General features: G+C 72.0%; 25 protein-coding genes. 12 read left to right on the top strand and 13 right to left on the bottom strand.

Going from position 1 to position 26,189, the window contains the following annotated elements:
• Positions 1–55 precede the first annotated feature (55 nt).
• Positions 56–1,576, bottom strand: coding sequence for a glycoside hydrolase family 3 protein (locus AWQ70_RS29875; RefSeq protein WP_067183335.1), 1,521 nt, complete (start codon positions 1,574–1,576; stop codon positions 56–58).
• 26 nt (positions 1,577–1,602) lie between these two features.
• Positions 1,603–2,961: an alkaline phosphatase D family protein gene (locus AWQ70_RS29870; protein WP_169808763.1), complete on the bottom strand. Its 1,359-nt coding sequence runs from the start codon at positions 2,959–2,961 to the stop codon at positions 1,603–1,605.
• A gap of 184 nt (positions 2,962–3,145) precedes the next feature.
• Here AWQ70_RS29870 and AWQ70_RS29865 point away from each other — a divergent pair, with 184 nt between their 5' ends.
• Complete coding sequence (locus AWQ70_RS29865; protein WP_067183331.1) at positions 3,146–3,838, top strand: TetR/AcrR family transcriptional regulator; 693 nt, start codon at positions 3,146–3,148, stop codon at positions 3,836–3,838.
• Positions 3,835–4,515, top strand: a complete 681-nt coding sequence (locus AWQ70_RS29860; RefSeq protein ID WP_067183328.1) for a DNA alkylation repair protein — start codon at positions 3,835–3,837, stop codon at positions 4,513–4,515. The genes AWQ70_RS29865 and AWQ70_RS29860 overlap by 4 nt, the downstream gene beginning before the upstream one ends.
• 27 nt (positions 4,516–4,542) lie before the next feature.
• Here AWQ70_RS29860 and AWQ70_RS29855 read toward each other — a convergent pair whose 3' ends face one another.
• Positions 4,543–5,490 carry an NAD(P)-dependent alcohol dehydrogenase gene (locus AWQ70_RS29855; RefSeq protein ID WP_067183407.1) on the bottom strand — a complete coding sequence of 316 codons (948 nt, stop codon included), beginning with the start codon at positions 5,488–5,490 and terminating at the stop codon, positions 4,543–4,545.
• 120 nt (positions 5,491–5,610) lie between these two features.
• Between AWQ70_RS29855 and AWQ70_RS29850 the strand changes: the two genes are divergently transcribed.
• Complete coding sequence (locus AWQ70_RS29850; protein ID WP_067183325.1) at positions 5,611–6,324, top strand: TetR/AcrR family transcriptional regulator; 714 nt, start codon at positions 5,611–5,613, stop codon at positions 6,322–6,324.
• A 277-nt stretch (positions 6,325–6,601) separates the two neighbouring features.
• Here the strand turns inward: AWQ70_RS29850 and AWQ70_RS29845 are convergent, their stop codons facing one another.
• The 4 genes from AWQ70_RS29845 to AWQ70_RS29830 all read right to left on the bottom strand — a co-directional run bounded on the left by AWQ70_RS29845 (position 6,602) and on the right by AWQ70_RS29830 (position 11,407).
• Complete coding sequence (locus AWQ70_RS29845; protein ID WP_157530589.1) at positions 6,602–6,991, bottom strand: hypothetical protein; 390 nt, start codon at positions 6,989–6,991, stop codon at positions 6,602–6,604.
• Between the two features lie 266 nt (positions 6,992–7,257).
• Entirely contained in the window at positions 7,258–8,655 is a 1,398-nt protein-coding gene (locus tag AWQ70_RS29840; RefSeq protein ID WP_067183320.1) for an aminobutyraldehyde dehydrogenase, read from the bottom strand.
• 104 nt (positions 8,656–8,759) lie between these two features.
• Positions 8,760–10,133: an NAD(P)/FAD-dependent oxidoreductase gene (locus AWQ70_RS29835; RefSeq protein WP_067183317.1), complete on the bottom strand. Its 1,374-nt coding sequence runs from the start codon at positions 10,131–10,133 to the stop codon at positions 8,760–8,762.
• Positions 10,130–11,407 (bottom strand): glycosyltransferase, encoded by a 1,278-nt coding sequence (locus tag AWQ70_RS29830; protein ID WP_067183314.1) that lies wholly within the window; start codon positions 11,405–11,407, stop codon positions 10,130–10,132. The genes AWQ70_RS29835 and AWQ70_RS29830 overlap by 4 nt, the downstream gene beginning before the upstream one ends.
• A 149-nt stretch (positions 11,408–11,556) precedes the next feature.
• On the opposite strand from AWQ70_RS29830, the gene AWQ70_RS29825 reads away from it, so the two are divergent.
• A complete protein-coding gene (locus AWQ70_RS29825; protein ID WP_245647208.1) occupies positions 11,557–12,132 on the top strand; it encodes a TetR/AcrR family transcriptional regulator in 576 nt (191 codons plus the stop codon).
• On the opposite strand, the gene potA is transcribed toward AWQ70_RS29825, so the two are convergent.
• The 3 genes from potA to AWQ70_RS29810 are packed head-to-tail and all read right to left on the bottom strand — an operon-like array spanning position 12,119 to position 15,682.
• The gene (potA, locus tag AWQ70_RS42275; protein WP_084517955.1) at positions 12,119–14,050 is read right to left on the bottom strand and encodes a polyamine ABC transporter ATP-binding protein; all 1,932 of its coding nucleotides are present in this window, start codon (positions 14,048–14,050) and stop codon (positions 12,119–12,121) included. The two genes, AWQ70_RS29825 and potA, sit on opposite strands and share 14 nt — an antisense overlap.
• A complete protein-coding gene (locus AWQ70_RS29815; RefSeq protein WP_067183309.1) occupies positions 14,047–14,835 on the bottom strand; it encodes an ABC transporter permease in 789 nt (262 codons plus the stop codon). The genes potA and AWQ70_RS29815 overlap by 4 nt, the downstream gene beginning before the upstream one ends.
• Positions 14,828–15,682 carry an ABC transporter permease gene (locus AWQ70_RS29810; RefSeq protein WP_067183307.1) on the bottom strand — a complete coding sequence of 285 codons (855 nt, stop codon included), beginning with the start codon at positions 15,680–15,682 and terminating at the stop codon, positions 14,828–14,830. Before AWQ70_RS29810 ends, AWQ70_RS29815 begins: the two co-directional genes overlap by 8 nt.
• 157 nt (positions 15,683–15,839) lie before the next feature.
• Here AWQ70_RS29810 and AWQ70_RS29805 point away from each other — a divergent pair, with 157 nt between their 5' ends.
• Together AWQ70_RS29805 and AWQ70_RS29800 are read left to right on the top strand one after the other, a co-directional pair.
• Positions 15,840–17,033, top strand: a complete 1,194-nt coding sequence (locus AWQ70_RS29805) for a hypothetical protein (RefSeq protein ID WP_067183304.1) — start codon at positions 15,840–15,842, stop codon at positions 17,031–17,033.
• Between the two features lie 45 nt (positions 17,034–17,078).
• Entirely contained in the window at positions 17,079–18,029 is a 951-nt protein-coding gene (locus AWQ70_RS29800; protein ID WP_067183301.1) for an SIS domain-containing protein, read from the top strand.
• Between the two features lie 139 nt (positions 18,030–18,168).
• Here the strand turns inward: AWQ70_RS29800 and AWQ70_RS29795 are convergent, their stop codons facing one another.
• Positions 18,169–19,125: a DUF4034 domain-containing protein gene (locus AWQ70_RS29795; RefSeq protein ID WP_157530587.1), complete on the bottom strand. Its 957-nt coding sequence runs from the start codon at positions 19,123–19,125 to the stop codon at positions 18,169–18,171.
• 51 nt (positions 19,126–19,176) lie between these two features.
• Between AWQ70_RS29795 and AWQ70_RS29790 the strand changes: the two genes are divergently transcribed.
• Together AWQ70_RS29790 and AWQ70_RS29785 are read left to right on the top strand one after the other, a co-directional pair.
• Positions 19,177–21,018 (top strand): M48 family metallopeptidase, encoded by a 1,842-nt coding sequence (locus tag AWQ70_RS29790; RefSeq protein WP_067183294.1) that lies wholly within the window; start codon positions 19,177–19,179, stop codon positions 21,016–21,018.
• 134 nt (positions 21,019–21,152) lie between these two features.
• Positions 21,153–21,611: a GNAT family N-acetyltransferase gene (locus AWQ70_RS29785; RefSeq protein ID WP_067183291.1), complete on the top strand. Its 459-nt coding sequence runs from the start codon at positions 21,153–21,155 to the stop codon at positions 21,609–21,611.
• A gap of 20 nt (positions 21,612–21,631) precedes the next feature.
• On the opposite strand, the gene AWQ70_RS29780 is transcribed toward AWQ70_RS29785, so the two are convergent.
• Entirely contained in the window at positions 21,632–21,880 is a 249-nt protein-coding gene (locus AWQ70_RS29780) for a hypothetical protein (protein ID WP_157530585.1), read from the bottom strand.
• Positions 21,881–22,068: 188 nt separating this feature from the next.
• Positions 22,069–22,518, bottom strand: coding sequence for a DUF4188 domain-containing protein (locus tag AWQ70_RS29775; protein WP_218004712.1), 450 nt, complete (start codon positions 22,516–22,518; stop codon positions 22,069–22,071).
• A 91-nt stretch (positions 22,519–22,609) separates the two neighbouring features.
• Between AWQ70_RS29775 and AWQ70_RS29770 the strand changes: the two genes are divergently transcribed.
• The 4 genes from AWQ70_RS29770 (at position 22,610) to AWQ70_RS40695 (ending at position 26,044) form a co-directional block, all read left to right on the top strand.
• Positions 22,610–23,284: a MerR family transcriptional regulator gene (locus AWQ70_RS29770; protein ID WP_067183284.1), complete on the top strand. Its 675-nt coding sequence runs from the start codon at positions 22,610–22,612 to the stop codon at positions 23,282–23,284.
• Positions 23,285–23,632: 348 nt separating this feature from the next.
• Complete coding sequence (locus tag AWQ70_RS29765) at positions 23,633–24,394, top strand: LamB/YcsF family protein (protein ID WP_067183404.1); 762 nt, start codon at positions 23,633–23,635, stop codon at positions 24,392–24,394.
• Between the two features lie 12 nt (positions 24,395–24,406).
• Positions 24,407–25,015: a 5-oxoprolinase subunit B family protein gene (locus AWQ70_RS40700; RefSeq protein WP_067183280.1), complete on the top strand. Its 609-nt coding sequence runs from the start codon at positions 24,407–24,409 to the stop codon at positions 25,013–25,015.
• 147 nt (positions 25,016–25,162) lie between these two features.
• A complete protein-coding gene (locus AWQ70_RS40695; RefSeq protein ID WP_245647207.1) occupies positions 25,163–26,044 on the top strand; it encodes a 5-oxoprolinase subunit C family protein in 882 nt (293 codons plus the stop codon).
• The last annotated feature ends 145 nt before the right edge of the window (positions 26,045–26,189 follow it).

The raw sequence follows: 26,189 nt of genomic DNA, 5'->3' as shown, positions 1-26,189 counted from the left end.
AGGGCCGGAAGACCTCTGTCTGCGACCAGACGTGACGCGCGGAAAGGACCGCCGGTCAGGCGCGGCCGGTGAGCACCTCGGCGGCGGCCTGGCCGCAGACGCGGGCCGCTCCGTGGGTGGCGATGTGCACCGCCCCCAGGTCCGTACGGCCCGGCAGCCCCATCTCGACGACCACGCCGTCCGGGCGGGCGCCGAGCAGGTGGGACAGCGTGTCCATCTGCCAGGGGTGGCGGTGGGCGTCCCGCACGACGACGACCAGGGGGCGTCCGGCCGCCCGGCCGAGCGCCTCGGCGGGCACCCCGTCGGCGACGTCCTCCTCACGCAGCCGGGTGGCGGTGGTGCCCGGCAGGATCCGCCGGAGCGGGTCGGCGGCGCCCCACGGCATGTGCTTGTCGATGGCGAGGTTGGTCTCGGGAGCCAGCTCGACGACGTGCGGCGCCTCGGCCAACGGCAGCACGGCGGACGCGCCGGCCCGCCTGGTGACCCTGATGGCGCGGCGGGCGGCGACCAGCCCGACGTCCGCCGGGGTTCCGGGGCCGCTGCCGTTCGCCTCGGCGCCGAAGGTCCCGTTCCCGGCCGCCGCCGGGGACGCGTGCCACGCCGCCAGCTCCCGGACCCGCCGGGCGGCGTCGGCCAGCCGCTCCTCGGGCAGCCGCCCCTCGACGACCGCCGCCACGATGGTGCGGCGGATGTGCTCCAGCGTCTCCTCGTCGGAGTTCTCCCCGCCGACACAGACGGCGTCCGCGCCCGCCGCGACGGCCATCGCGCTCGCGCCGCCGAGGCCGTACGCCCCGGACACGGCGGCCATCTCGATGCCGTCGGTGACGATCAGCCCGTCGAAGCCGAGCTCGTCCCTGAGCAGTCCGGTCAGGATGCGCGGGCTGAGGGTCGCGGGCCGTTCGTCGTCGTACGCGGTGACGAGCAGGTGGCCGGTCATGATCGAGCGCACGCCCGCCCGGATCGCGACGCGGAAGGGCCACAGCTCCACTTCGGCGAGCTCCTCGCGGGAGACGGTGACGCGGGGGACGCCGTGATGGGAGTCGACGGCGGTGTCCCCGTGGCCCGGGAAGTGCTTGGCGCAGGCCGCGACACCGGCCGACTGGAGGCCGCGGATCCAGGCGGCGGTGTGGCGGGCGACCAGTTCGGGGTCGGCCCCGAACGCCCGCAGCCCGATGACCGGGTTGTCGGGGTTGGAGTTGACGTCGGCCGCGGGCGCGAAGTCGAGGTTGACCCCGGCGGCGGCGAGATCGCGCCCCACGTCCCGCGCGACCTGCTCGGTCAGCTCCTCGTCGTCCACCACGCCCAGGGCGTAGTTGCCGGGGCGGGAGCTGCCGGTGCTCGCCTCCAGCCGGGTGACCTCGCCCGACTCCTCGTCGACGCCGACCAGGACGCCCGGATTCTCCGCGCGCAGCGCCGCGGTCAGGGCGGCGAGCTGGTCGGGGTTCTCGATGTTGCGCGAGAACAGCACGACCCCGGCCAGGCCGTCGGCCAGCCTGCGGCGCAGCCAGTCCGGGGGAGCGGTCCCGGGGAAGCCCGGCAGGATGACGGTGTCGGCGAGGCCCAGCAGATCACGCATGGCCCGCAATCTAATAGGAAAGTTTCCTATTCGCTAGAGGCGGCCCCGTCTTCTGTTCGGCGCAGCCGGTCGTCCACGACCTCGAACCGGGCGACCGTCGAGACGGGGGCGTCCGGGCGGTCAGCGTGTTCAACGGTTCCCACCACGCGGAACTCGGCGCGGAAGCCGTCCATGTCCGCCGTACACATGACATATCCGCGGCGGCCCGCCGCGATCGGCCGGTACGGGTCGCCGGCGGGAACGACCCCCGACGGCCGCGCCGACACCGAGGGGGCGGCGAACTCCACCCCGAGCGCCCGCGACTCCGGATCGGCCCGGTCAGCGCGCAGGTCGCCCGCCCAGCCGTCGCCCGCGTCGCCGCTCAGCACCACGAGCCCCGCGGGGGCGGCCGCGAGCACGCGGGCGCGGCTCTCCGGGAAGGCGTCCCACCCGGCGGCGCTCGCATCCGCCAGGCCGCGCGGGCCGAAGAACGCGGGCTGGGCCAGAACCCTCCAGCGCGCGGTCCCGCTCTTCAGCCGCCCGAGCAGCCACTCCTCCTGCTCCGGGCCCAGCATGTCGCCGCCGTCCCGGTGCTGCCGCGTGTCGAGCAGCATGAGGTCGGCCACCCTGCCGTACGGCCGCCAGCGGTGGACGCGCAGCGACGCCGCCGCCGGACGGGCGCGCAGCGGCATGTGCTCGTAGTACGCCTTGAAGGCGGCCGTCCGACGCTTGAGGAAGGCGGCCGGGCTGGACCCGTCGCCGGACAGCGCGCCCGCGTAGCCGGCGCGCACCTCGTGGTCGTCGGGGACCGGCAGCCACGGCGCCGCCGCGTGCGCGGCCCGCAGGTCGGGGTCCGTCCGATAGGTGGCGTACCGGTTCCGGTACGCCGCGAGGGTCGCGCACTCCGCGTCCGACTCCAGCGGCCGTACGGGCGGCTCGCCCGGCGCGGGACCCTCCGCCTCGTGCGCGTACATGTAACCGCCGAGGTGCAGGATCACGTCGGGCCGCTCGGCCGCGAGATGCCGCAGGGCGGTGAAACGGCCGTGCTCGTAACGTTGGCAGGAGGCGAACGCGAACCGCACCGGCGCGGTCGACCCGGGGTCGGGGGCGGTTCTGGTCCGCCCGGCCGGGCTCTCGTGGCCGTCCACGGAGAACCGGTAGAAGTACTCCGTGCCGGGCCGCAGGTCCGACACCTTGACGTGGACGCTGTGCGCCCAGTCAGGCCGGGCCGGGGCGGCGCCGGACCGCACCACGCGAGCGAACTTCTCGTCCTCCGCGAGCTCCCAGCGAACGGTCACCGTCCGGTCGGGCATGCCGCCCGGACGTACGGGATCAAGCGGTTCGGGGGCGAGACGGGTCCACAGGATGACCCCGTCGGGAAGCGGCTCCCCCGAGGCCACTCCCAAGGTAAACGGATACCCCAATTTCACCATAGGGAGGATCTTGCACAATAAGTCAGCTTCGCGATGCCAGGTTGGGCAAGCCGGGGCCGGTAGCAAGCGCTTGGCAGAGTAGGTCGGCCGTGATGAGCAGGTGACTCTCCATCGTCATCGGCGAGCAAGCCGTTGCTCGGACCTTCATAATGGTGGTGTGAACCAGCGAAAGACCTCCGGTGGGGCCACCGCCGCCCCAGTGAGACGCCCGGGCACGACGAAACGGACGACCGCCGCGGGCTCGGCCGCCTCCGAGCGGCGCGACCACCTCGTCAAGCTCGCGGCGGAGCTCTTCGCTCGCAAGGGCTTCCAGGCGACCACGGTCCGCCAGATCGCCGACGAGGCGGGCATCCTCTCCGGGAGCCTCTACCACCACTTCGACTCGAAGGAGACGATCGTCGACGAGGTGCTGCGCACCTTCCTCGAGGATCTCACCGCCCGCTACCGCGCGGTCCTGGAGAGCGCCGACGACGCCCGCACCGCGTTGACGGAGATGGTGCGCATCGGGTTCGGCACGCTGGAGCCGCACCGCGCCGCGATCACCGTGATGCAGAACGACTGGAACTACCTCCGCTCCCTCCCCGGCGACCGCTTCGGTTACCTGGTCAAGGCCGAGGACGAGGTCGAGCGGATGTGGGTCGAGCAGATCAAGCACGGCCAGGCCGAGGGCCTCTTCCGCGACGACCTCGACCCCAAGCTCACGTACCGGATGATCCGCGACACGATCTGGGTCGCGGTGCGCTGGTTCCGCCCCGGTGGGCGGCTCAACACCACAGCGCTGGCCGAGCACTACATCACGGTGCTGTTCGACGGCCTCGCCATCGGTGACCGCACCAGCCACAACGCATGATGCTCCTCAAGGCCGTACGGCACGCCCTCGCCGAGGCGGCCGACCCGGCCAAGGCCCCGGCCATGCAGGCGTACATGAAGTCGGACATGCCGTTCCTCGGCGTACAGGCCGTCCCGCGGCGCGCCGCGCTGAAGCGGGTCTTCGCCGAGCACCGCCTGGACTCGGCCCCCGAGTGGCGCAGGGCGGTGCTCGCGCTGTGGCGCGAGGCCGAGTTCCGCGAGGAGCGGTACGCCGCCATCGAGCTGTCGGCCTACCGCTACTACCGGTCCTGGCAGACGCTTTACACGATCCCCATGTACGAGGAGATGATCGTCACCGGCGCCTGGTGGGACCTGGTGGACGACATCGCCGTCCACCGGATCGGCACGCTGCTGCGGCTCTACCCCGAGTCCATGCGCCCGCTCATGCTGGAGTGGGCGTACGATCCCGACCTGTGGAAGAGGCGCACCGCGATCCTCTGCCAGAACTCCTTCAAGGAGCGGACCGACTCCGCGCTGCTGTACGCGTGCATCGAGCCGAGCCTGTCGGACATCGACTTCTTCGCGCGCAAGGCCATCGGCTGGGCGCTGCGCGAGTACGCGAAGACGAATCCCGACGAGGTCGTCCGTTATGTCGACCATCACGGCATCTCCGGCCTGAGCCGCCGCGAAGCGCTGCGCAACCTCCCCACCCGTTAGGTCGCGCCCGACGACGGTCGTTCCGGATCAGACGATCTGGATGACGTGCTTCCCCCGTACGCCGCCGGCCTCCATGGCCCGGTGGGCGGTCGCGATGTCGGCGAGGGGATGGACGGTGTCCACCACCGGGCGGATGGCGCCGCGCTCCGCGTACCCGGCCAGTTCGGCCAGCAGATCGTGACGGGGGTTGCCGCTGAAGAAGCGCACCCTGCGCGCGCCGTGAACGGCGGAGGCCAGGATGTAACCGCCGCTGGAAAGGATGTCGTCGACGTCGAAGGCGACGGCCACCATGCGTCCTCCCGGAGAGAGCAGTCGCCGGAACTCGCGGTGTCGAGTGCCCACCGTGTCCATGACGACGTCGAACGCGCCCAGTTCGGATGGACCGGTCGTTTTGTAGTCGATGGCCTCGTCCGCCCCCAGATCCCGGACGAACCCGAGGTTCTTCCGGGACGCCAGCGCGGTGACATGGGCCCCGAACATCTTGCCGAGCTGCACGGCGACGCTGCCCACCCCGCCGCTGGCACCGCGTACGAGAAGGCGCTCACCCGGCCTGAGCCGCGCCTTGTCGCGTAGGGCGGTGATGGAGGTCGTACCGCCGGCCAGAAGAGTCACCGCCTCGACGAGCGTGAGGTTCCCGGGAGCGAAGGAGATCTGCCGCGGGCGGACCGCCACGTACTCGGCGGCGCTGCCGAACCGGCGCGGCAGGATTCCCCACACCCGGTCGCCCGCCCGCAGTCCCGTCACGGCGGCGTCCACCTCGGCGACCTCGCCGGCGAAGTCGATGCCGGTCCGTTTGGGAAAGCGGCGGCCGGTCACCAGCCGTAGCCGTCCGGCCCGCCCGTACAGTTCCCCTCCGTTGACAGTGGCGGCGTGAACCCGCACCAGCACTTCGCCCTGTCTGACAGCCGGAACAGGGACCCTGCCCTCGTACAGGACGTCAGGAGGGCCGTACCTGTCGAAGAGCGCCGCACGCATGTCGTTCACCGGCTACCCGTCCCCTCTTCCATCCGCTCGACGCCTTGGTGCGGCGCCGCTGGATTTCCACGCTAACGCCGTAACCGGACGCCCCCATCCACTTGAGCTAAAGTGAGAAACATGCCTGCTCAGCCCTCTCGGAAGGACGCGGCCGGCGTCCCCCGTCCCGGCGGCGACCCCGTGCCGCGAGAGCTGCGCGCCGACGCCCGGCAGAACCGCGACCGCATCATCCAGGCGGCGCGCGAGGCGTATGCCGCCCACGGAATCGACGTGCCCATGGCCACGATCGCCCGGCGGGCCGGCGTCGGGGTCGCCACCCTCTATCGGAGGTTCCCCACCCGCGCCTCACTCGTGAGCGAGGCTTTCGCCGAGCAGCTCGCTCTGTGCGTGGCCGTACTCGACGAGGCTCTGGAGGACCCGGACCCCTGGCGCGGGTTCTGCTCCGTCATCGAGAAGGTGAGCGCGATGCAGGCCCTCGACCGCGGCTTCACCGGGGCGTTCCTCTCCCGGTTCCCCGACAACGTCGACTACGAGCGCGAACGCACCCGCGCCGAGAAGGGGCTCGACCGACTCGTGAGGCGCGCCAAGGACTCCGGACGGCTACGCCAGGACTTCGACCGTAGCGACCTCACGCTCCTGCTGCTGGCCAACAGCGGCCTCGGAGGAGAGCCCCCCGAAGTCTCGCAGGCCGCATCCCGACGCCTGGTGGCCTACCTCCTTCAGTCCTTCCGTGCCGACAACACCGAACCTCTGCCCCGCCCCGCGCCCCTGGACCTGCACCAGGTCCACACATCCGCGACGTCACGCTCAATCTCGAAGGAGCCCTCTTCTTGATCAGCGCGTCCGGGATTCAGGCCCGGTCAGCGCACCGATGAAGAGGCCCAGGTCTTCCGCCCCTGGGCCTTTGGACGAGATCGGATGGGGGCGGGAACCGCTGAAGGGGTCCGCGAGTTGAGAGCCGGCGGCGAGTCCGGCAGGCCGGGATCTGGCGGCGAAGCGCCCTTTTCGTTCGGACCCCCACTACCTGCTCCCAACCCGTCCCTATCTCCCGCCTCCTGATCCCAACCCGCTGGACTTCGCCGGGGGTCCCCAGCGGGAGTGGGCCTCCCGATCAGTTGTGCGTGGTCGGGCGTGGGCCGAGGTAGGCGAAGGCCCAGCGGTCCTTCCCAGCGCGGTAGAGGCGGTAGCGCTCTGGCTGCCGGTAGCGGTCGCGGTTGTGGAACTGGCAGGTGGGTGCGAGTTTGTCCAGGTCGGTGGCGCCGCCGTCGCTCCAGTTGTCGCTGCGAGGATCCGCGACAAGGTCGAGAAGCCGGTCGGGGGCGAACGGCTGGGAGCGGGCCTGCTTCTCGGCGCCGGCGAGTTTCCCACCGAGTGGCTGACCGGTCTTGTGGCGGCGCGGGGAGGGCTGAAAGGTCCGCGAGAGGTCGACACCAGTGTCATCCAGGCCCTGGGTAACAACCCAGCCGCGGCGAGAGGCGCTCGCCGCAGGCAGGGGGCGCAAACGTGGAACCGCGGCGGCACGAGGCACGTCCCCGGCACGGACCTCACCCCGGGCGCGGGCGGGCGGTGAGACAAGGACCGGCCGGGCCCCCGACTCGGGAGCCGGAGACCCGGCCGACATCCACATCCGGAACCCGGAGAGCGGGCCGATGCCCACACCCGGGAGTCAAAGATCCGGCCGGTACTCGGGAGCCGGAGACCCGGCCGATATCCACGTCCGGAAAGCGGAGAGCGGGCCGATGACAGGGGCAACCCCGCTGAGTGCCGTCAGGCGGGGCGGAAGGAGTCCTTCGGCTGGGGGGCGGCGTGCTTGATCATGAGGTGCCGGGTGACGGAGTACTCCTGGACCGCTTCCTGGCTCATGTCCTTGCCGAAGCCGCTGCCCTTGACGCCGCCGTGCGGCGCCTCGGACGCGATCGGCAGGTGGTCGTTGATCCAGGTGACGCCGACGTCGAGGCGGTGCGACACGCGCAGCGCCCGGGACACGTCCGTCGACCAGACCGACGAGGCCAGGCCGTACGGCGTGTCGTTGGCGAGGCGGACCGCCTCGTCCTCGCCGTCGAACGGGATGGCGACCAGGATCGGGCCGAAGATCTCGCCCTGGACGATCTCGCTGGACTGGTCGGCGTCCGCGATCAGCGTGGGCGCGTAGTAGAAGCCGGGCCCGTCCAGCGGGGCGCCGCCGCAGACCACGCGGCCGGAGGCGCGGGAGACGAACCCGTGCACCCGGTCCCGGTGGGCCTGCGAGATCAGCGGCCCGATGTCGGTGCCCTCGTCCCACGGGTCGCCGGGCTGGACGCGGGAGAGGGCGTCGCGCAGCGCCTCGACACCCTCGGCGTACCGCGAGCGCTCGATGTAGACGCGGGTCGCGGCGGTGCAGTCCTGCCCGGTGTTGTACGTGGCGCCCATGGCGACGCCGAACGCCATGTCCTCAAGGGAGGCGTCGGCGAACACCAGCGCGGGGGCCTTGCCGCCGAGCTCCAGGTGGACCCGCTTGAGCCCGTCGACCGCGCCCCGCATGACGGCCCGGCCGGTGGCGGTGGACCCGGTGACGCTGACCATGTCGACGCCCGGATCGGTGACGAGCGCCTGCCCGACCTCGGCGCCGCCGGTCACCACCTGCAGCAGCCCCTCGGGCGCGCCCGCCTTGGCGAACAGCTCGGCCAGCCGGAGCGTGCTGCGCGGCGTCTGCGGCGCGGGCTTGATGACGACGGCGTTGCCGGCGGCGAGGGCCGGGCCGATCTTCCAGATCCCCATGATGAAGGGGAAGTTCCACGGCGCGATCGAGCCGACGACGCCGACCGGTCGCCTGATCAGCACGGACGTGTAGCCGGAGCTGAGCACTCCCGCACCGGTCCCGTCGAGCGACCGCCCGGCGCCCGCGAAGAACCGCAGGTTGTCCACGCCGAACGGCAGTTCGCCGTCGCGGAAGACGGGGGCCGGCTTGCCGGTCTCCTCGACCTCGAGCCGGGTCAGCTCCTCAGCGTCCTGTTCCACCAGGTCGGCGAAGCGCAGGAGCACGCGCGACCGCTCGGCCGGGGTGGTCTCCCGCCACTGCTCGAAGGCCTCCCGCGCGGCCCGTACGGCCGCGGCCACGCCCTCGGTCGACGTGTCCGGCACGTCCTCGACCGGCCGGCCGTTCGCGGGATTGATCAGGGTAGCCATGCCATCCTCTTTTTCATCAGTCACGATGAACCTGCCCCATTTACGACAAATAGGGCGAATTGACCTGAATTATGCGTTCACCGTGGTTGTCATCACTGGGGTTGTCAGCTGTCGAAACCGACGCCGAAGCGGTCGAGCAGCCCCAGCCACGGCCCGCGACGGCCTCCGTTCTCGTCCGCGCGGGCCAGCGCCCGCCGCGTGACCTCGACCACCGGCCAGCGCACCGGCTCCGGCGGGAACGGCACCGGCGGGCGGCGCACCATGCGCAGCTCCGTACGCGGGGTGGAGCGGCGGGCCAGCAGATCGAGCCCGACCAGCGCGCCGAACCGGGAGGCTCCGACGCCGAGGCCGGTGTAGCCGAGCGCGTACGCGACCCTCCCGCCCATCGCGGTGCCGAAGAACGGGGTGAACCGGCTGGTCGAGTCGATCATCCCGCCCCACCGGTGGGTGAACCGCACTCCGTCGAGCTGCGGGAACGTCTCGAAGAAGTGCCGCGCCAGCAGATCGTGCGTGGCGTCGCGCTGCTCGCTCCCGGCGCCGCCGAAGTTGTAGATGGCGTCGTAGCCGCCCCACAGCACCCGGTCGTCGGCCGTCAGCCGGTAGTAGTGGAACTGGTTGCCCGCGTCGGTGAGGCCCTGCCCCTCGGCCCAGCCCAGTGAGGCGCGCTGGGACGCCGACAGCGGCTCGGTGACCAGCACGTAGTCCCAGACCGGCAGGACGAAGTTGCGCAGCCTGCGCAGCGGCGACGGGTACGCGTTGGTGGCCAGTAGCACCTGCGCCGCGTCGATCATCCCCGAGCCGGTGGTGACCCGGACCTTGGCTCCGGAACGTTCCAGACCGGCGACGGCCGTGTTCTCGTAGACCCGGACGCCGAGCTTCTCGGCGACCCGGACCAGGCCCCAGGCCAGCTTGGCGGGGTCCAGGATGCCGCCGGCGCCGCGCAACCGCAGCCCGCCGAGGTACGTCGGCGAGTCCACGTCGGTGCGCATCTCGTCACGGCCGACGAAGACCGCGTCCTCGCCGTGCTCACGGTGCAGCCGCTCGGCCGCCTTGAGCTCGGCCACGTGGTGCGCGGCCACCGCGACCGTCGTCTTGCCCACCAGGCGCAGGTCGGCGTCGATGCCGTGGGCCTCGACGAACGCCGCGATGGCCGCGAGGTTCTCGCGGCCGAGGGCGAGCAGCGTGTCCATCTCGCCCGGCCACAGCTTCAGCCCCTGGCTCAGCCCGTGCGTGAGCGAGTCGGAGATGAAGCCGCCGTTGCGCCCGGTCCCGCCGTACGCGATCGAGTGGGCCTCGACCAGGACCACGTCGCAGGCGGGGTTCTCCTCCTTCGCGAGCACGGCGGCCCAGAGGCCGGTGAAACCACCGCCGACGACGAGCAGGTCGGCGGTGGTCCTTCCGTCAAGCGGGTGATACGCCGGCGCCCCGGGCCTGTCGGTCCAGAAGACCCGGGGGGCGGCGTCCTTCAGTGCTTTCACTTGGCAGCGATCTTCTCAATTACATCGGCGGCGACGCGCAGGCCGTCCCTGCGCCGGATCTCCGCACCGTGGGCGGCGAGGCGCTCGCGCATCTCGGTGTCGCCGAGCAGGCGCTCGAGGGCGCCGGTCAGCTCCTCGTCGGTGAACTTGTAGGTGTCGAGGCGGACGCCGTAGCCCTTCTCGTGCACCCGCTGGGCGTTGTCGTACTGGTCCCAGAAGAGCGGCAGCAGGATCATCGGCTTGCCGAAGTGCAGCGCCTCGGTGGTGGTGTTGTTGCCGCCGTGGGTGATGACGAGGTCGACCTGCGGGATGATCGTGGTCTGCGGGACGAACTCGGCGCCCCACATGTTCGGGGCCAGCTCGATCTCCTCGTGCAGCGGGCCCTTGGAGACGATGAACCGGTACGGCGTCGTGGCCAGCACCGAGATCACGCGGCGCATGAGCTCGACGTCGGCGGAGCCCAGCGAGCCGAGCGAGAAGTAGACCCACGGGCCGTCACCCGGGATGTCGGGGAGGGCGAACTCCTCGTCCGTCTCGCGCACCGACGAGTCGAGCCGGGTCCACGTCGGGCCGAGGGGACGCTCGTCGGTATAGTCCACGATCTCCGGGAAAACGTACAGGTTCGCGTCGCCCTCGTGGATGAAGTCCAGGTCGGGCAGCGGCGGGGCGCCCTGCTCGACGACCCACTCGTTGAACGCGGTGTAGATCTCGCGGTGGGTGCGGTCGTACTCGGCGCGGAAGGCGTCCCATTCGCTCCTGTCGTCGGCGGGGAGGCCGGAGAAGGCCGGGGCGATGTCCGGGCCCTTCACCTCCAGGGGGTTGCAGGAGACGATGCGCACGAACGGCTTGCCGGCCGTCAGCAGCGCGGGGAAGGTGATGACGTTGTCCTCGACGATCACATCGGGCTGGACCCGCTCGATGATCGCCTTGAGCTGCGGCTCGCAGTACTTCGCACCGTCGATCAGGGCGTCCCAGATCGGCTTGGTGACCGTCTCCTGCTGCTCAAAGGTGCTCTTGCGGTACTCCGGGGCCGTGTCCCGGATGAAGTCCTTCCAGAACTGCCCCGCGTCCTGCTCCTCCTCGGCCGGCGGCGCGAGGTCGACCAGGTCCTCCTCGAAGCCGAGCGCCTCCAGCTTGCCCTTCCAGGACGCCTCGGCGGCGAACACGACCCGGTGGCCGCGCTTGCGCAGGATGTCGCCGATCCCGACGCAGTTGTTCGTCGGCCCGTACGCGCTCTCGGGCATGAACAGGATCGTGAGCTGCTTGTCTGTCATTCCGGACTCCCTGACTTGTTGAACCAGGATTCAAATAGGTATCTAGCGCGCCGTCAATAGCTGGGACATTATGGGTAGGCCAGTTGTTGTCGTGCCTTCAAATCGGATGGGATGGAATGGCCCAGCGCAAGAGCAGAGCGGACCGGCGGATGGACCTCATCGATGCCGCCCGCCGGGCGATGATCCAACACGGCGCGGAGGGTGTCCACCTCAACCAGATAGCCGAGGAGGCCGGGCTCACCTCCGGCGCCGTGCTGTACCACTATCCCGACCTGAGGGACCTGCTGATCGAGGCCCACCACGCCGGGATGGAACGCTTCTACGAGCAGCGCATAAAGAAGATCAGCGGCATCGCCGATCCCGCGCAGAAGCTCATCACCACGATCAGGTCCGGCCTGCCCGAGGGGCCCGACGACGCCGGCGTGCGCCTGCTCTGCGAGCTGGGCGGCGCCGCCGGGCGCAACCGGGTGTACGGCACGCTGCTGACGACGCTGTTCGACCGGCAGGTGTCGATGTACCAGACGATCCTCGAAACCGGGGCCGCCCAGGGCATCTTCACGCTCGCCCAGGCGTCCGAGACGATCAGCCGCACGCTCGTCGCCCTTGAGGACGCGTACGGCTACCGCATCATCGCCCGGCATCACTCGATCGGACCGAACGAAGCCGTGGAGCTGATCCTCGACTACGCCCGCCTCGCGACAGGACACGAACTCAGGCCGGAATGAGCACGGCGTCGGCGGCGTCCCAGCCGATCGCGACCTCGGTGCCGACCTCGACCCGCGCCGATCCCTGGGCCGCCGCCAGCACGTGACCCTCGTGCCCCTCCACGCGGAGCACGATGTGGGACGTGCCGCCGTAGAAGCTCACGTCCACGACCGTGCCGCGCAGCGGGCTCTCGGGCTCCGGCTCGGCCGACTCCTCGGTGGCGGCCTCGGGCTCCTGGCCGGAGGGCGTCTCGGGGGCTTCGGCGTTCTCGGGCGCCGTCTCAAGCGCGTTCTCGCCCGCGGACTCCGGTGCCGCCTCGTCCGCGGTCTCGGACGCGGTCTCAAGCACCGCCTCGGCCGCGGTCTCGTCTGCGGTCTCCGGTGCGGTCTCGGGCGTGGCGGCGGGCGTGGTCTCGCTCGGCTCCTCGGCCTTCGCCCTGGCCTTGGCGTCGTTGTCGGCGACGACCTCGGCCACGACCTCCGCGACCACCTTGGCCACGACTCCGGCGACGGCCCTGGACACGACCTCGGCCATCGCCTCGGCGTTGACCTCGCCGGTCATGGCGCTCTTGACGGCGGCCCGCAGGTCGTCGCCGCGATCCGCCTGGGCGTCGGGAGTCCCCTCGGCCACGACGTCCTCGCGCGCTTCCGCGACTTCCGGCTTCGCGTCCGCGGCCTCCTCCGGGGTCTCCGACCCGTCCTCGGCGGCCTCGGTGGCCTCAGGGGTCTCGGGCTCCGCGACCTCGTCCGTCGTGACCGGGCCCTCCTGCGCGTCCTCCGTGACCTCGGCCTCGGTCTCGGTCTCGGCCTCATTGTCCGCGGCGGCCTTCGGAGCCTTCGGCTCGGCGCCCTCGTCGGTCTTGACCGGGCCCTCCTTCACCTCGGCCTCAGCCTCGGCTTCCTCAGCCTCGGCCTCCTTCGCCACGACCTCCTGCGCGTCGGTGTCGGCGGCGGGCTCTGCGGCCTCCTCCGCCTTGACCTCGTCGCCGGCCTCGGCGTCGGCCTTGGTCTCGGACTCGGCCGGGCCCTCCTTCACCTCGGGCTCGGCGGTTTCCCCGGCCTCAACGGCCGCGGGCTCGTCCGCCGCGGGCTCGATCTCGGCGAGCCGGATCTTCTCCGGGCGTACGACGAGAAGCGCCGAGTCGCCGTCCACGCCCTTGGGCGCGGGCAGCACGCCCAGGCCGGGGACGTCGAGGCCGTTCTCGGCGACCTTGCCGCTGAAGAGGTTGTTGGCGCCGATGAAACCCGCGACGAACGGCGTGCGGGGCTGCTCGTACAGCTCGACGGGGGCGTCCACCTGCTCGACCTTGCCGCCCTGCAGGACCGCGATGCGGTCCGCGAGCGACATGGCCTCCTCCTGGTCGTGCGTGACGACCACGAAGGTGATGCCGACCTCGTTCTGCAGCCGCTTGAGTTCGAGCTGCATCTCGGCGCGCACCTTCTTGTCCAGCGCGGACAGCGGCTCGTCGAGCAGGAGCAGGCGCGGGCGCTTGACGATCGCGCGGGCGAGGGCGACGCGCTGGCGCTGGCCGCCGGAGAGCTGGTGCGGCTTGCGGCGGGCCTGCGCGGCGAGGCCGACGGTCTCCAGGACCTCGGCGACCCGCTCCCGGATCTCCTTCTTCGGCAGCTTCTCCCGCTCCAGGCCGTAGGCGATGTTCCGCTCCACCGTCATGTGCGGGAACAGCGCGTACGACTGGAACATGAGGTTGATCGGGCGGCGGTGCGCGGGGATCTTGAGCAGGTCCTCGCCGTCCAGGCGGACCGCGCCGTCGTCCGGCTGCTCGAACCCGGCGAGGATGCGGAGCAGCGTGGTCTTTCCGCAGCCGGAGGGGCCGAGCAGCGCGAAGAACTCGCCCTGCCGGATCTCCAGGCTGACCGAGTCGAGCGCCGTCACCTCGCCGAAGCGCCGGCTCACGCCATCGATGGAGATAAGTGTCATGAGAGTGCCTCGGAGAGCTTGGTCATGCGCTGGGCCGCGATCACGACGGTGAAGCTCACCGCGAGCAGCAGGGTGGCCAACGCGTTGATCTCGGGAGTGACGCCGAACCGCACCATGGAGTAGATGACGATCGGCAGGGTCGGTTGGGTGGGCGCGGCGGTGAAGAACGCGATCACGAACTCGTCGATCGACAGCGTGAACGCCAGCAGGGCGCCCGCCAGGATGCCCGGGGCCAGGGTCGGCAGCGTGATCCGCATGAACGTCGTCAGCGGGGTCGCGCCGAGGTCGCGGGACGCCTCTTCCATGGAGGTGTCGGCGTGGCTGAGCCTGGCGCGGACCACGGCCGTCACGAACGCCATGCCGAACACGGTGTGCGCGATCAGCACCGAGTGCAGTCCGAGCGTCATCCTGACCGCCGCGTAGAAAACGAGGAGGCCGATCGCGAGGACCAGGTCGGGCAGGATCGCGGGCATCGTCGAGAGCGCGTCGACCAGACGCGACTTGTTGTAGCGGGCCAGGCCGACCGCGAGCAGCGTGCCCAGCACCGTCGAGAGCACCGTCGAGCCGAACGCCACGATCAGGGTGTTGATCAGGCCCTCGCGGATCTTCTCGTTCTCGAGGAGCTGGCCGTACCAGCGCAGCGAGAACCCGCCCCACGAGTACGGCGACTTGTTCTGGTTGAACGACATGAGCACGACGACGGCGATCGGCACGTACAGGAAGACGTACGTCAGCCAGAAGGGGAGCCGCAGCCAGCCGTTCCCCTGCTTCCCGTTCCTACGCATCGCGGCCCACCCTCCGGCTGGCCCAGGCCTGGGCGAAGAGCAGGAGCACCAGCACTCCGATCACGGACAAGGCGAGCACCGAGCCGAACGGCCAGTCGCGGGCCTTGAGGAACTGGTCGCGGATCAGGTTCCCCACCATGATCCGGCGACCGCCGCCGAGCAGCTCGGGGATCACGAAGTTGCCCAGGCTCGGCACGAAGACGAAGACGCAGCCGGTCAGCACGCCGGGCAGCGAGAGGGGGAGCGTCACCGACCAGAAGGTCCGGATCGGGCGCGCGCCGAGGTTGGCCGAGGCCTCGCGGAGCTGCGGGTCCAGCCGCTCGATGGCGGAGTACAGCGGCAGGACCATCAGCGGCAGGTACGCGTAGAGCAGGCCGGCGACGATCGCACCGTCCGAGTAGAGGAGCTCCAGCTTGCCGAGACCGAGCGCCTCGAGGCCGGAGTTGACCAGACCCTCGGAGTTGAGCAGCACGATCCAGGCGTACGTGCGGATCAGGAAGTTGGTCCAGAACGGCAGCACGACGGCGACCAGCGCGACGACCTTCCACTTCGCCGGAAGCCGGGCGATCATGTACGCGGTCGGGTACGCGAGCAGCAGGGCGAGGAGCGTGGTGATCGTGGCCAGCTTCACCGATCCGACGACCACGTCGAGGTAGAGCGGATCGATCAGCCGGGTGAAGTTCTCCCCCGTCGTCTCATAGACGATTCCGCCGAACCTGCCACGGCGGAACACCGTGTAGCTGAGCACGAGAGCGAGCGGGACCGCCAGGAAGACGATCAGGAAGCCGAAGCCCGGCCCCATGGTGACGAGTCGCCCGACCACCCGTGCTCGTACGGTGGACTTCATGGTGCCATCGCCCCAAAGGCGGGCACGCGAAATGACATGCGAGAGCTTCCTTCCGGTGGGGAGCTTAGAGTGTTGCAGGATAAGTCAACTTAGACAAGACTTTCCCGGGCATTGTGAGCATTGGCGATACAAGCCTTATTGAATCGAGATTCAACAGATGCAGGTCGAAGCACGGCATTGGCCGACCCTTCGCGAGGAACCGGACGGAACGCTCACGCTGACCGTCGAGGAGGGGGTCACGGGAGCCGTCGTCCGGGCGCTCGCGGAGGGTGTCACGCCGCCGCTTCCCTTCTCCGTCCGCGCGTTCCGCGCACTGCCCGCGCCGCCGGCCGGCGAGCGGGCGATCACCGTGGACCAGACGAACCACTCGGTGATCGCCGGCGAGAGCGTGGTCGTCAAGTGGTTCCCCCGGCCGTCCCGCGCGCCGCAGCCGGCGCCCGACCTGCTCGCGCATCTGTCCGGCTTCTCCCGCACCGCCACGCCGTACGCCGCGATCTACTGGGAGGACGCGCTGGTCGCGCTGGTGACCGCGTACCTGCCCGAGGCCAGGGACGGCTGGGAGTGGTGCGTGGACGAGGCCGAGGCGGGGCGCACCGGCTTCGCCGCCGAGCTGGGCGCGCTCGCCGCCGAGCTGCACCTCGCCATGGCGAGCCCCTCCCCCGTCTTCCCCGACCCCGTACGGCTCGCGCCGCCCGCACCCGGCGAGCGCCCGGACGGACACGGCCCGGCCTCCGCGGGCCCGACCTCGGACGAGACGGCGGCGGGGGCCTGGGCGGAACGGGCGGAGGAGGCGCTGCGCGACGCCCTCGCGCTGACCGACGGCGACGACGGCGTGTGGCTGGCCTCCCGGGAGCCGGAGCTGCGCCGCGAGCTGGCCCCGCTGGCGGCCGCCGGCCGGACGCCGCTGATCCGCATCCACGGCGACCTCCACGTCGGCCAGATCCTGCGGTGGCGGGACGGCTACGCCGTGGTCGACTTCGACGGGAACCCGACGGTGTCGGCCGCGACGCCGGGCGGCGGAGCGTTCCAACCGGCGGCCCGCGACCTCGCCCAGCTCACCACGAGCGTCGAGCACGTCGGCCAGGTGGCGATCCTGCGCCGGGGCTCCGCTCCGGAGCGCGTCGCGGCGTGGGTGGCCGAGGCGCGCGACGCGATCGTGGACGCGTACCGCACCGGGCTGGCGGAGGCCGGACGGTCCGACCTGCTCGACCCGTCGCTGGTCCGGCCGTTCGAGGTCGAGCAGGAGTGCCGCGAGCTGATTTACGCCGCCCGGCATCTGCCGCGCTGGCGGTACGCCCCGATGGGTGTGCTCCACTCCTGGTACGGCGCGGATCCCGCCTTTACCAAGTAAGTTACGACAAAACCGGACAATAAAGACAATAGATAGGAGTGCATTGTGGACGCGGGGCTGTTCGAGGCCGACCTGCTGGCCAAGCCGGAGGCGCTGGGCGCGCTGGCCGAGTCGCTGGAGGCCGGTGACCCGTTCGAGGGCCTGCCCGAGCGCGTCGACCGGGTGGTCTTCCTCGGGATGGGCAGCTCCCGGTACGCCGCCGGGGTCGTCGCGTCGCGGCTGCGCGCCGCCGGGGTCGACGCCGTGGCCGAGTACGCGTCCGCCGCGCACACCGTGCCGGGCCCGGGGACGCTGGTGGTGGCGATCTCCGCGACCGGCGGCAGCAGGGAGACCCTCGACGCGCTCGCCCGCTACAGGGGCACGTCGTTCGTGCTGGCCATGACGAACAAGCCTGGCTCCGCGGTGACCGAGGGCGCCGACCTGGTCGTCCCCATGGCCGCGGGCGAGGAGCGCGGCGGCGTCGCGTGCCGTACGTTCCAGCACACGCTCGCCCTGCTGCTCGCGCTGAAGTCCCGGCTCGCGGGCGGCGGCGACGTCCCCGCTCTCGTCCGCCGCGCGGCCGAGGCCACCGCGGACCTGCTCGACCGGCGCGCCGAGTGGCTGAAGACCGCCTCCGACGTGCTCGACGGACCGCACGGCGTGTACACGATCGCGCCCGCCGAGCGGCTCTCGTCCGCGGAGCAGTCGGCGCTCATGTTCCGCGAGGGGCCGCGCCGCCAGGCCGACGCCTGCGAGACCGGCGACTGGGCGCATGTGGACGTCTACCTCACCAAGACCTACGACTACCGGGCGCTGATGTTCCCCGGCTCCCGCTATGACGAGCAGGCCATGGAGTGGATCCGGCAGCGGGGCTCGACCGTGCTCACGGTCGGCGGCGAGCTGGACGGCCAGGCCGGGTCGATCCGCTACCGCCACGACGACGACCCCGACGTGGCGCTGCTGACCGAGACGCTGGTCGCCGAGCTGCTCGCCGCCTCCTGGTGGGCCCGCGGCTGACCCCGGGCCGTGAACGGCCCGTGAACGACCGGCCCGTAAAACGACCGGCGGTATCACGACCGGGCCGTACGGCCGCGAGGCCGGGCCCCGATCGTCCGCACGATGGCGGGGGCCCCGTGGTGACCGCTCGCGCACGGCGTCAGCCGTACTTGAGCGAGACCTTGCGCATCTCGGCGAAGGCCGTCGACTCGTCGCCGAGGTAGCACCACGGCCAGTCGGTCACGAGGTCGCCGACCGCCGCGAACTGCTCCTTCGCGGCGGTGTGGTCCCCGCCCAGCGCGAAGGCGAACGCGAGCGCGTTGTGCCCGGCCGGCCAGCCGGGACGGCGCCGGAAGGCGGGATGCCGTACGGACCGGTCGGCCGCCGTGCGCAGCTCGCCCCGCACATCGGGGCGGTCGAAGTAGTCGCCGTCCTCCCCCGCGTCCAGCGAGAGCCACTGCTCGATGTGCGCGGAGACGACGGCCAGCGCCAGCGGGCTGCCGGGCGGCGCGGCGGCGGCCGCCTTCCTGGCGAAGGCGAACATCTCCTCCTCGCTGCCGAACCACTTCGCGCAGAGGTACTGAAGCATCTGGAGGTGGGTGCGCAGGTGCGCCGGATGGCGGCGGGTCGCCTCGCCGAACCGCCGCCACGCCTCCTCGGGCGCCACCTGCCGCCCCCGGGCCGAGGTGACGAGGAACGACCAGGCCACGACCTCGTCCGGGTCGCGCTCGACGACCTCGTCCAGGCAGTCCTCCGCCGTCTTGAGCCGCCGGTGGAACTCCCGGAACCGCTGCGCGGAGGTGTGGTCGGCGGTCGCGCTCCCCCGGGCCTCCCAGGCCCACCGGACGCCGTGCGCCCCCTTGACCAGCAGCGCGAGCGTCGAGCCCGGCTCGGCCGCGATCCACTCGCCGATCCACTCCTGCACGCCCGTCGTCTCCGAGCAGACGTCCAGGTAGAAGGCCCGGTCGTCCGGGTCGGTGACGGCGCCGAGGAAGGACCCGGCGGAGCGCCAGTCCCCCTTGGCCATCGCCTCTCTCAGACGTGCCGCGGCCAGATCTCCCATGCACGGATCGACGACCGGTTTGCGCGTTCTTCCCGAGAAGAGCGAAAAAGGCATGGTGCGCATGGTACATAAATGATCCAAATCATCCACCGGGAGTGAACAAACGTGGTCAGCACGATGCGCGCCGGGCTCTCCCTCGCCATGCTCGCCGGCTTCTTCGTGGTCGCGGCCGCCCAGGTCGCGGGGGCCGTCGCGCTCACCGTCTGGCTGTCCACGGTGATCGCGGGCGCCATCGCGGTGAAGGTCGTCTGGTCCTGCTTCGCCGCCGGCATCCTGGCGGTCGGGCGGGGGACGTGGAGGGCCGTGCGGTCGCGTCCCGCCCCGCCCAGCGGGCTGCCGCTCACCCCCCGGCAGGCCCCGCTCCTCTGGGCGACCGTACGCGAGCTGGCGGCCGAGGCGGGCACCCGCGCTCCCGACGAGATCTGGCTGATCCCCGAGGTCAACGCGTCCGTGCAGGAGGAGTCGCGGCTGCTCGGCCTGATCGGCGGGCGCCGCCGCCTCAGCCTCGGGCTGCCCCTGCTGCACACGATGACGGTCGCCCAGGTGCGCGCCGTGCTCGCGCACGAGCTCGGCCACTACTCCGGGAGGCACACGCGGCTGTCCGCGCCCGCCTACCGGGGGCGGCTGATGATCGCGCACACCCTGCGGCAGATCGGCCAGTACAACCCGTCCGGATGGATCTTCAAGGGGTACGCCCGGCTCTATCTGCTGGCGGACAACGCCGTCTCGCGGAGGCAGGAGTTCGAGGCCGACCGGGCGTCGGCCCGGGTCGCCGGGATCGAGGCCGCCGCGAGCGCCCTGCACGAGGTCCGCGTCCTGGACGCCGCGTGGCACTTCTTCCTTGAGCAGTACGTCGAGCTCGGCTGGGAGTCGGGGTTCGCCCCGGACGACCTGTTCGCCGGGTTCGGTGCGCTGGTCGCGGGCCGGCGGGGCGAGCTGAACGCGCTGCGCGCGAGCACCCCGGAGGAGAAGGGGTCCCGATGGGACACCCATCCCCCGCTGAACGAGCGGATCGCCGCCATCCGCGCCCTCCCCCGCACGCCGGTCACGCCTGATGGACGGCCCGCGGCCGTACTCGTCCCCGATCTGGCCGAGGCGGGGCGGGCACTGCAGGGAGAGGTGGTCGAGACCGGCGAGCGGACAGTGCTCCCCTGGCCGGAGTTCATCGTCGCGGCGCTCGACGCGGACCTCCAGCGCGACGCCGACGCCGTCTTCCGCACCGTCGCGCGGGCGGCCGGGCGTCCCGTGGCCGGGCTGGCCGACGTGTTCGACCTGATCGCCGCCGGCCGGCTCCTCGAGATCGCCCAGCCGTTCTTTCCCACCGCCACCCGGCGCGAGGTCGGCGAACTGTTCGCCGGGCCACTGGGGACCGTGCTGCGACTCGCCGCCGTACGGTCCGGCGTCGCCGGGTGGCGGCCCTCGTGGAGCGGACCCGCCGAGTTCACCGGGGCGGAGGGCGTCGTCGCCGCCCTGGAGCGGATCGCCGCGAACGCCGTCTCCCCCGGCGGCCTCGACAAGGCCAGGGCCGAGCTGGAGCTGCTCGGCGTCGACGCCGGGCGGGCCGCTCAGGCGGAGCGGCGGCCGAGCACGTTCGGGTCCGCCGTCGTCGCCGGCCTGGCCAACGTCAAGGTGGACGGCGTGGAGCACGACCTGATCGTGCTGAACATCGGCCTCGTCCTGGTCGCGGGCCCGGGGTCCGCGGACAACGGCCGGCAGAGGATGCGCGGGCTCGTCGAGTCGACGCCGCCGGCCAAGCTCGCGGAGTGGTACCGCTTCCTCGCGTACGAGGAGATCGCGGCGGCGCATGTGACCAAGGAGATCCCGCTGCGCGCGCTGCTGACCCTGCACGGCGGCGCGACGGTGTCGATCGAGGAGAAGTGGACCGGCGAGGAGATCGACAAGGGCAGCCGGGAGCGGCTCACCCGCATCCTCGGCGAGATCGGCTGACGGCGCCCGCCGCGGCGTCCTCGCCCCGTCCCCCTGCCGCGATCCGCTCCCTCGCATGACCAGGGGCGACACGGGGAGGCACGCCGGGAAAACCGGATGCGCCGGGGCGGGGCCGTCTGGGAGGGTGGCCCGCCGTGAACCTCGATGATGTCGTCCTGCGCCGGGCGACCGGCCCCGACGCCCGCTCCGTGGCCGACGTGTGGCTGCGCTCATACGACGCCGCCTTGCCGGGCGTGCGCCGCGCACACTCCGACGACGAGATCCGGGCGTACTTCCGCGACGTGGTCGTGCCCGGCCGCGAGACCTGGGTCGCCGCACTGGAGGGCACGGTGGTCGGGATGATGGTGCTCGACGGCCGCCTCGTCAGCCAGCTCTACCTCGATCCCGAGTGGCGCGGTCGCGGCATCGGCGACAGGTTCGTCGCGCTGGCGAAGGAACGCGGCGCGGACGGGCTCGAGTTGTGGACGTTCCAGGTCAACGGGCCGGCCCGCCGGTTCTACGAGCGGCACGGCTTCGTCGCGGTCGAGTACACCGACGGCCGCGACAACGAGGAGCGCGAGCCGGATGTGCGCTACGTGTGGCGGCCGGAGTGACGCGCCCCGCCGCCGCCTGATCAGCCGTGCCAGCCGAGCCGGAAGGCCGCGTCGTCGGGGACGTAGCCGTCGGACCCCGCCTCGCCGATCCACAGGATGTCGTCGTACTCCGCGACCGGTCCGAGGACGTAGCTCATCGGCATCCGAGGCTGGACGGCGAACCGGATCTCCAGGTCGGGATCGAACCGTTCCAGGGTCTCGATGAGATCGGCCACGGTCTCGAGGCCCGTCCCGCCGCGCCCACTCCTGCCACGCCTGTGCCTGCCCATGGCTGTTTCTCCGTGCTCCGGTCACCGGGGGTACGCCGAATCTGTACGGAGCGTAACCCAATGACATCTCGGGGCGACAGATCCTTGACTGCCCGTTCACGACCGCGCGACGGCGGCCCGCCGGCTTCTCAGCAGGCGACGCTCATGATCTTCCGGTAGGTCTCGGGAGCCGCGTGAAGGCCGAGCCGTCAGCCGAGGGCGGCGAGCCGCGCCGCCGCGTGGTCGCCGGCCTTGTTGGTCGGCACCAGTTCGCCCGCCCGGCCCAGGCCGAACGCCGGCATGTTGACGTACACCGTCTCGTACCCGCTGACGACGTAGGTCTCGTGCCAGACGCCCACGGCCTCGCTCTTGTACGCCTCGCGGAAGAAGCGCTTCCAGGCCGGCCAGTGGCTGTGATCGCGGTCCTTCGCGTACGCGATCAGGTGATCGGTGCTGCGCCAGTACTGCACCATCAGTGTGGTGCGCCCGTTGACGAAGTTCTCGCAGCCGAGCAGGCCGTGAGCGGGGTCCGCCCGCAGTTCCTTGATCATCGGCACCATGGCCCGGGCGACCGGCAGCCACTTGCGCAGCGACCGGAACCTGTTGATCCGCATACCGATCAGGAAGACGACGAAGTCGCCCTCCATACGCGCGCTCATTCGCATGGGACACCCCTCTTGGATAGTCGCACTACCTAATGATTGGATAGTAAAAGTATCCAGCGATGTTGGCAAGCACTACTATCCAGTCATGCGAATCTCCCAGCTCAGCGCCGAGTCCGGGGTCCCGATCCCCACGATCAAGTACTACCTGCGCGAGGGGCTGCTCCCCCAAGGTGACCAGACATCGGCCACGAGGGCGGAGTACGGCCGGTCCCACCTGCGCCGGTTGCGGCTGATCAGGGCGCTGCTCGAGGTGGGACGGCTGCCGGTCGCGGCGATCCGGCAGGTCATCGCCGCGGTGGAGGACGAGCAGATCGGCTTCCACGACATGCTCGGCACCGCGCACTACGCGCTCGCCACGCCCGTCGAGCCGCACCCCGACGACGAGGACTGGCGCGAGGCCAGAGAGCTGGTGGACCGCATGATCTCCGACCTCGGTTGGGGGGTCCATCCGGCCGCGCCCACACGGGACGAGCTCGCGCAGACCGTCGTCACGCTCAAGCGCCTCGGCATGCCCACGTCACAGGAGGATCTGCTGCCGTACGCGACGGCCGCGCACGACCTCGTCCGCGAGCTCGACATCACCAAGATCCCCTTCGACGGGCCCCGCGACGTCGCCGTCGAGACACTGGTGATCTGCGAGGTCCTGTACGGCAAGGCGTTCGACGTGCTGCGCCGCCTGGCCCAGGAGTCGGAGTCCACCCGCATCCTCGACGTCACCCCCTGCGCGGACGACGACCCGCCGAGGTGGACACGGCCGTGACGCGGGCGGCTCCGGGGTCGGGCCGGAGCGGCCCTCCGGCTGGGAGGGTGCCGGAGTGGCCTTCCGGCTGGGAGGGTGCCGGAGTGGCCTTCCGGTTGGGGACGCCCTCCCTCCGGTCCCCGAGCGCGCGCCCGCCGTGTCGGTAAGCGCGCGCCGCCCGGCTCGCTCCGGACGGATATCGTTACCCGCGCCCGCTCATCGGCCTCGGGCCGGTGCCCGGGCGCCGACCGTCCGCCTCGGCGGGAACTCCCTCAACGGGATCACCGCCCTCTGGAGCCGACCGTGCCAGAACCGACAGCACCGGAACCGACAGCACCCGAACCGACCGGGCCGGAACCGACCGCGCGCATCGACCTCAACTCCGACCTCGGCGAGGGCTTCGGCCGCTGGTCGCTCGGCGACGACGACGCCCTGCTGACGATCGTCACCAGCGCCAACGTCGCCTGCGGCTTCCACGCCGGCGACCCCTCGATCATGCGGCGTACGTGCGAGACCGCGGTCGGGCGCGGCGTCGCGATCGGCGCCCAGGTCGGATATCGCGACCTGGCCGGCTTCGGGCGGCGCTTCATCGAGATGCCGCCCGGCGAGCTGGCCGACGACGTGCTGTACCAGATCGGCGCCCTTGAGGCCTTCGCCCGCGCGGCCGGCGGCCGGGTCGGCTACGTCAAGCCGCACGGCGCGCTCTACAACGCGATCGTGTGGCACGAGGAGCAGGCCGCCGCCGTCGTGGCCGCCGTGCGCGCCTTCCGGCCCGGGATGCCGGTGCTCGGCCTGCCCGGCTCCGCCTGGCTGCGCCGCGCGGAGCGGGCCGGGCTGACCCCCGTGACCGAGTGCTTCGCCGACCGGGCGTACACACCGGAGGGGACGCTCGTGCCGCGCGACCGGCCGGGCGCCCTCGTCCACGACCCCGGCGCGGTGGCCGAGCGCTGCGTGCGGATGGCGCGCGGCGAGCCCATCGCGGACATCGCCGGGAACCCCCTGGTCGTACGCGGGGAGTCGATCTGCGTGCACGGCGACAGCCCGAACGCGGTGGCGATGGCGCGCGGGGTGCGCGCGGCGCTCGTGGCCGCGGGCGTCGGCCTCGCGCCGTTCACCCGGGCCGGGAGCTGACGAGGAGGCCCGATGCACCTGCGCCGCTGCGGCGACGACGCCCTGCTTGTCGAGCTGGACGACCTCGGCGAGGTCGTCGCGCTCTACGACGCCCTGGCGGGGCGCCCGCCTGAGGGGGTGGTGGACATCGTCCCGGCGGCGCGCACGCTGCTGGTCCGGTTCGAGCCGCCCGCGACGCCGCAGGCGGTCGAGGCCGCGCTCCGTTCCGTACGGCCCGCGCGGGGGGCGCGCGGCCATGCGGGCGAGGTGCGGATCCCCGTCGTCTACGACGGGGCCGATCTGGCGGACGTCGCCGCGCTGACCGGGCTGACGGAACGCGAGGTCGTGGCCGCACACACGGCCACCCCCTGGACAGTCGCGTTCTGCGGCTTCGCTCCCGGTTTCGGATACCTGACCGGCGGCGACCCGCGGCTGACCGTTCCCCGGCGGGCCGAGTCGCGGGTGCGCGTGCCCGCGGGGTCGGTGGCGCTGGCGGCCGGGTACAGCGCCGTCTACCCGCGCGAGTCTCCCGGCGGGTGGCGGCTCATCGGCCGTACGGACACGGTGGTGTGGGACCTGGACGCCGACCCGCCCGCCCTGCTGCGCCCGGGCGTCCGGGTGCTGTTCACGGAGGCGGCGTGAGCGAGCGAACCGATGAGCACAGCGCGGTCCGCGAACGCGCTTCCGAGCCGCCAGGCGAGGAGGTGGCGTGAGCGAGCGAAGCGAGCGAACCGATGGGCACAGCGCGTTCCGCGAACGCGCTTCCGAGCCGCCAGGCGAGGAGGCGGCGTGAGCGGGTACGGGGCGCTGGAGGTGGTGGCGACCGGGCCGCTGGCCACGGTGCAGGACCTCGGGCGGCCGGGACGCGGCGACCTCGGGGTCGGGCGTTCGGGGGCCGCCGACCGGGGCGCGCTGCGGCTGGCCAACCGGCTCGTGGGCAACCCCGAGGGGGCCGCTGCTCTGGAGGTGACGTTCGGCGGGTTGTGCGTGCGCGCGCACGGGGACCTGGTGATCGCGCTGGCGGGCGCCGCCTGTCCGGTGACCGTGACCGGCCCGGGTGGCGTCCGGCGATCCATCGGGCACCACTCGGTCGAACGCCTGCCGTCCGGGGCGACGCTCCGGCTCGGGACCCCGGTCCGGGGCGTGCGGACGTACCTGTCCGTGCGGGGCGGCGTGGACGTGCCGCCGGTGCTCGGGTCCCGGGCCACGGACGTGCTCGCCGGGCTGGGCCCCGCACTCCCGGCCCCGGGCGGACTGCTGCCGGTCGGGCCGCCGCCGGGCGCGTACCCGGTCGTCGATCTCGCCCCGGTGCCGGAGCCCGCCGAGGGCGATCTCGTCCTGGAGGTGCTGCCCGGCCCGCGCGACGACTGGTTCACGCCCGAGGCGCTGCGCGTGCTGTGCGCGGAGCCGTACGAGGTGACGAGCGACAGCGACCGGGTCGGCATCCGGCTGCGCGGGCCCGTCCTGGAACGGGCCCGCGAGGGAGAGCTGCCCAGCGAGGGCATGGTGCCGGGCGCGCTCCAGGTGCCCCCGTCGGGGCAGCCCACGCTCTTCCTCGCCGACCATCCCGTGACGGGCGGCTATCCCGTGATCGCGGTGGTCCGCACCCGCGACGTGGACCGCGCCGCGCAGGCCCGCCCGGGCCGGCGCGTCCGCTTCCGGATCCGGTGACCGGCCGCCCCTCCGCGCCGACCACCGCAGGCACCGCGGGGACGCGGCCGTGTCCGCCGTTCGCCGTCGGCCGCGGCCCGAGCACTTGGCGGTCACCGACGCACGGGACAACGGTTACAACTACATCCCCGAGGTGACATTTCTC

The sequence above is a fragment of the Microtetraspora niveoalba genome, from assembly GCF_001570405.1.
GTDB lineage: Bacteria > Actinomycetota > Actinomycetes > Streptosporangiales > Streptosporangiaceae > Microtetraspora > Microtetraspora niveoalba.
Note: the sequence above shows the minus strand (reverse complement) of the source record. Positions and strands in the feature narration are given on the sequence as shown.

Coding starts and splice junctions, on each gene's coding strand:
- AWQ70_RS29875 (WP_067183335.1), bottom strand. CDS start 1,576: ATGCGTGATCTGCTGGGCCTCGCCGACACCGTCATCCTGCCGGGCTTC.
- AWQ70_RS29860 (WP_067183328.1), top strand. CDS start 3,835: ATGATGCTCCTCAAGGCCGTACGGCACGCCCTCGCCGAGGCGGCCGAC.
- AWQ70_RS29855 (WP_067183407.1), bottom strand. CDS start 5,490: ATGCGTGCGGCGCTCTTCGACAGGTACGGCCCTCCTGACGTCCTGTAC.
- AWQ70_RS29850 (WP_067183325.1), top strand. CDS start 5,611: ATGCCTGCTCAGCCCTCTCGGAAGGACGCGGCCGGCGTCCCCCGTCCC.
- AWQ70_RS29840 (WP_067183320.1), bottom strand. CDS start 8,655: ATGGCTACCCTGATCAATCCCGCGAACGGCCGGCCGGTCGAGGACGTG.
- AWQ70_RS29830 (WP_067183314.1), bottom strand. CDS start 11,407: ATGACAGACAAGCAGCTCACGATCCTGTTCATGCCCGAGAGCGCGTAC.
- AWQ70_RS29825 (WP_245647208.1), top strand. CDS start 11,557: ATGGACCTCATCGATGCCGCCCGCCGGGCGATGATCCAACACGGCGCG.
- potA (WP_084517955.1), bottom strand. CDS start 14,050: ATGACACTTATCTCCATCGATGGCGTGAGCCGGCGCTTCGGCGAGGTG.
- AWQ70_RS29815 (WP_067183309.1), bottom strand. CDS start 14,835: ATGCGTAGGAACGGGAAGCAGGGGAACGGCTGGCTGCGGCTCCCCTTC.
- AWQ70_RS29810 (WP_067183307.1), bottom strand. CDS start 15,682: ATGAAGTCCACCGTACGAGCACGGGTGGTCGGGCGACTCGTCACCATG.
- AWQ70_RS29805 (WP_067183304.1), top strand. CDS start 15,840: ATGCAGGTCGAAGCACGGCATTGGCCGACCCTTCGCGAGGAACCGGAC.
- AWQ70_RS29795 (WP_157530587.1), bottom strand. CDS start 19,125: ATGCCTTTTTCGCTCTTCTCGGGAAGAACGCGCAAACCGGTCGTCGAT.
- AWQ70_RS29780 (WP_157530585.1), bottom strand. CDS start 21,880: ATGGGCAGGCACAGGCGTGGCAGGAGTGGGCGCGGCGGGACGGGCCTC.
- AWQ70_RS29775 (WP_218004712.1), bottom strand. CDS start 22,518: ATGAGCGCGCGTATGGAGGGCGACTTCGTCGTCTTCCTGATCGGTATG.
- AWQ70_RS29770 (WP_067183284.1), top strand. CDS start 22,610: ATGCGAATCTCCCAGCTCAGCGCCGAGTCCGGGGTCCCGATCCCCACG.
- AWQ70_RS40700 (WP_067183280.1), top strand. CDS start 24,407: ATGCACCTGCGCCGCTGCGGCGACGACGCCCTGCTTGTCGAGCTGGAC.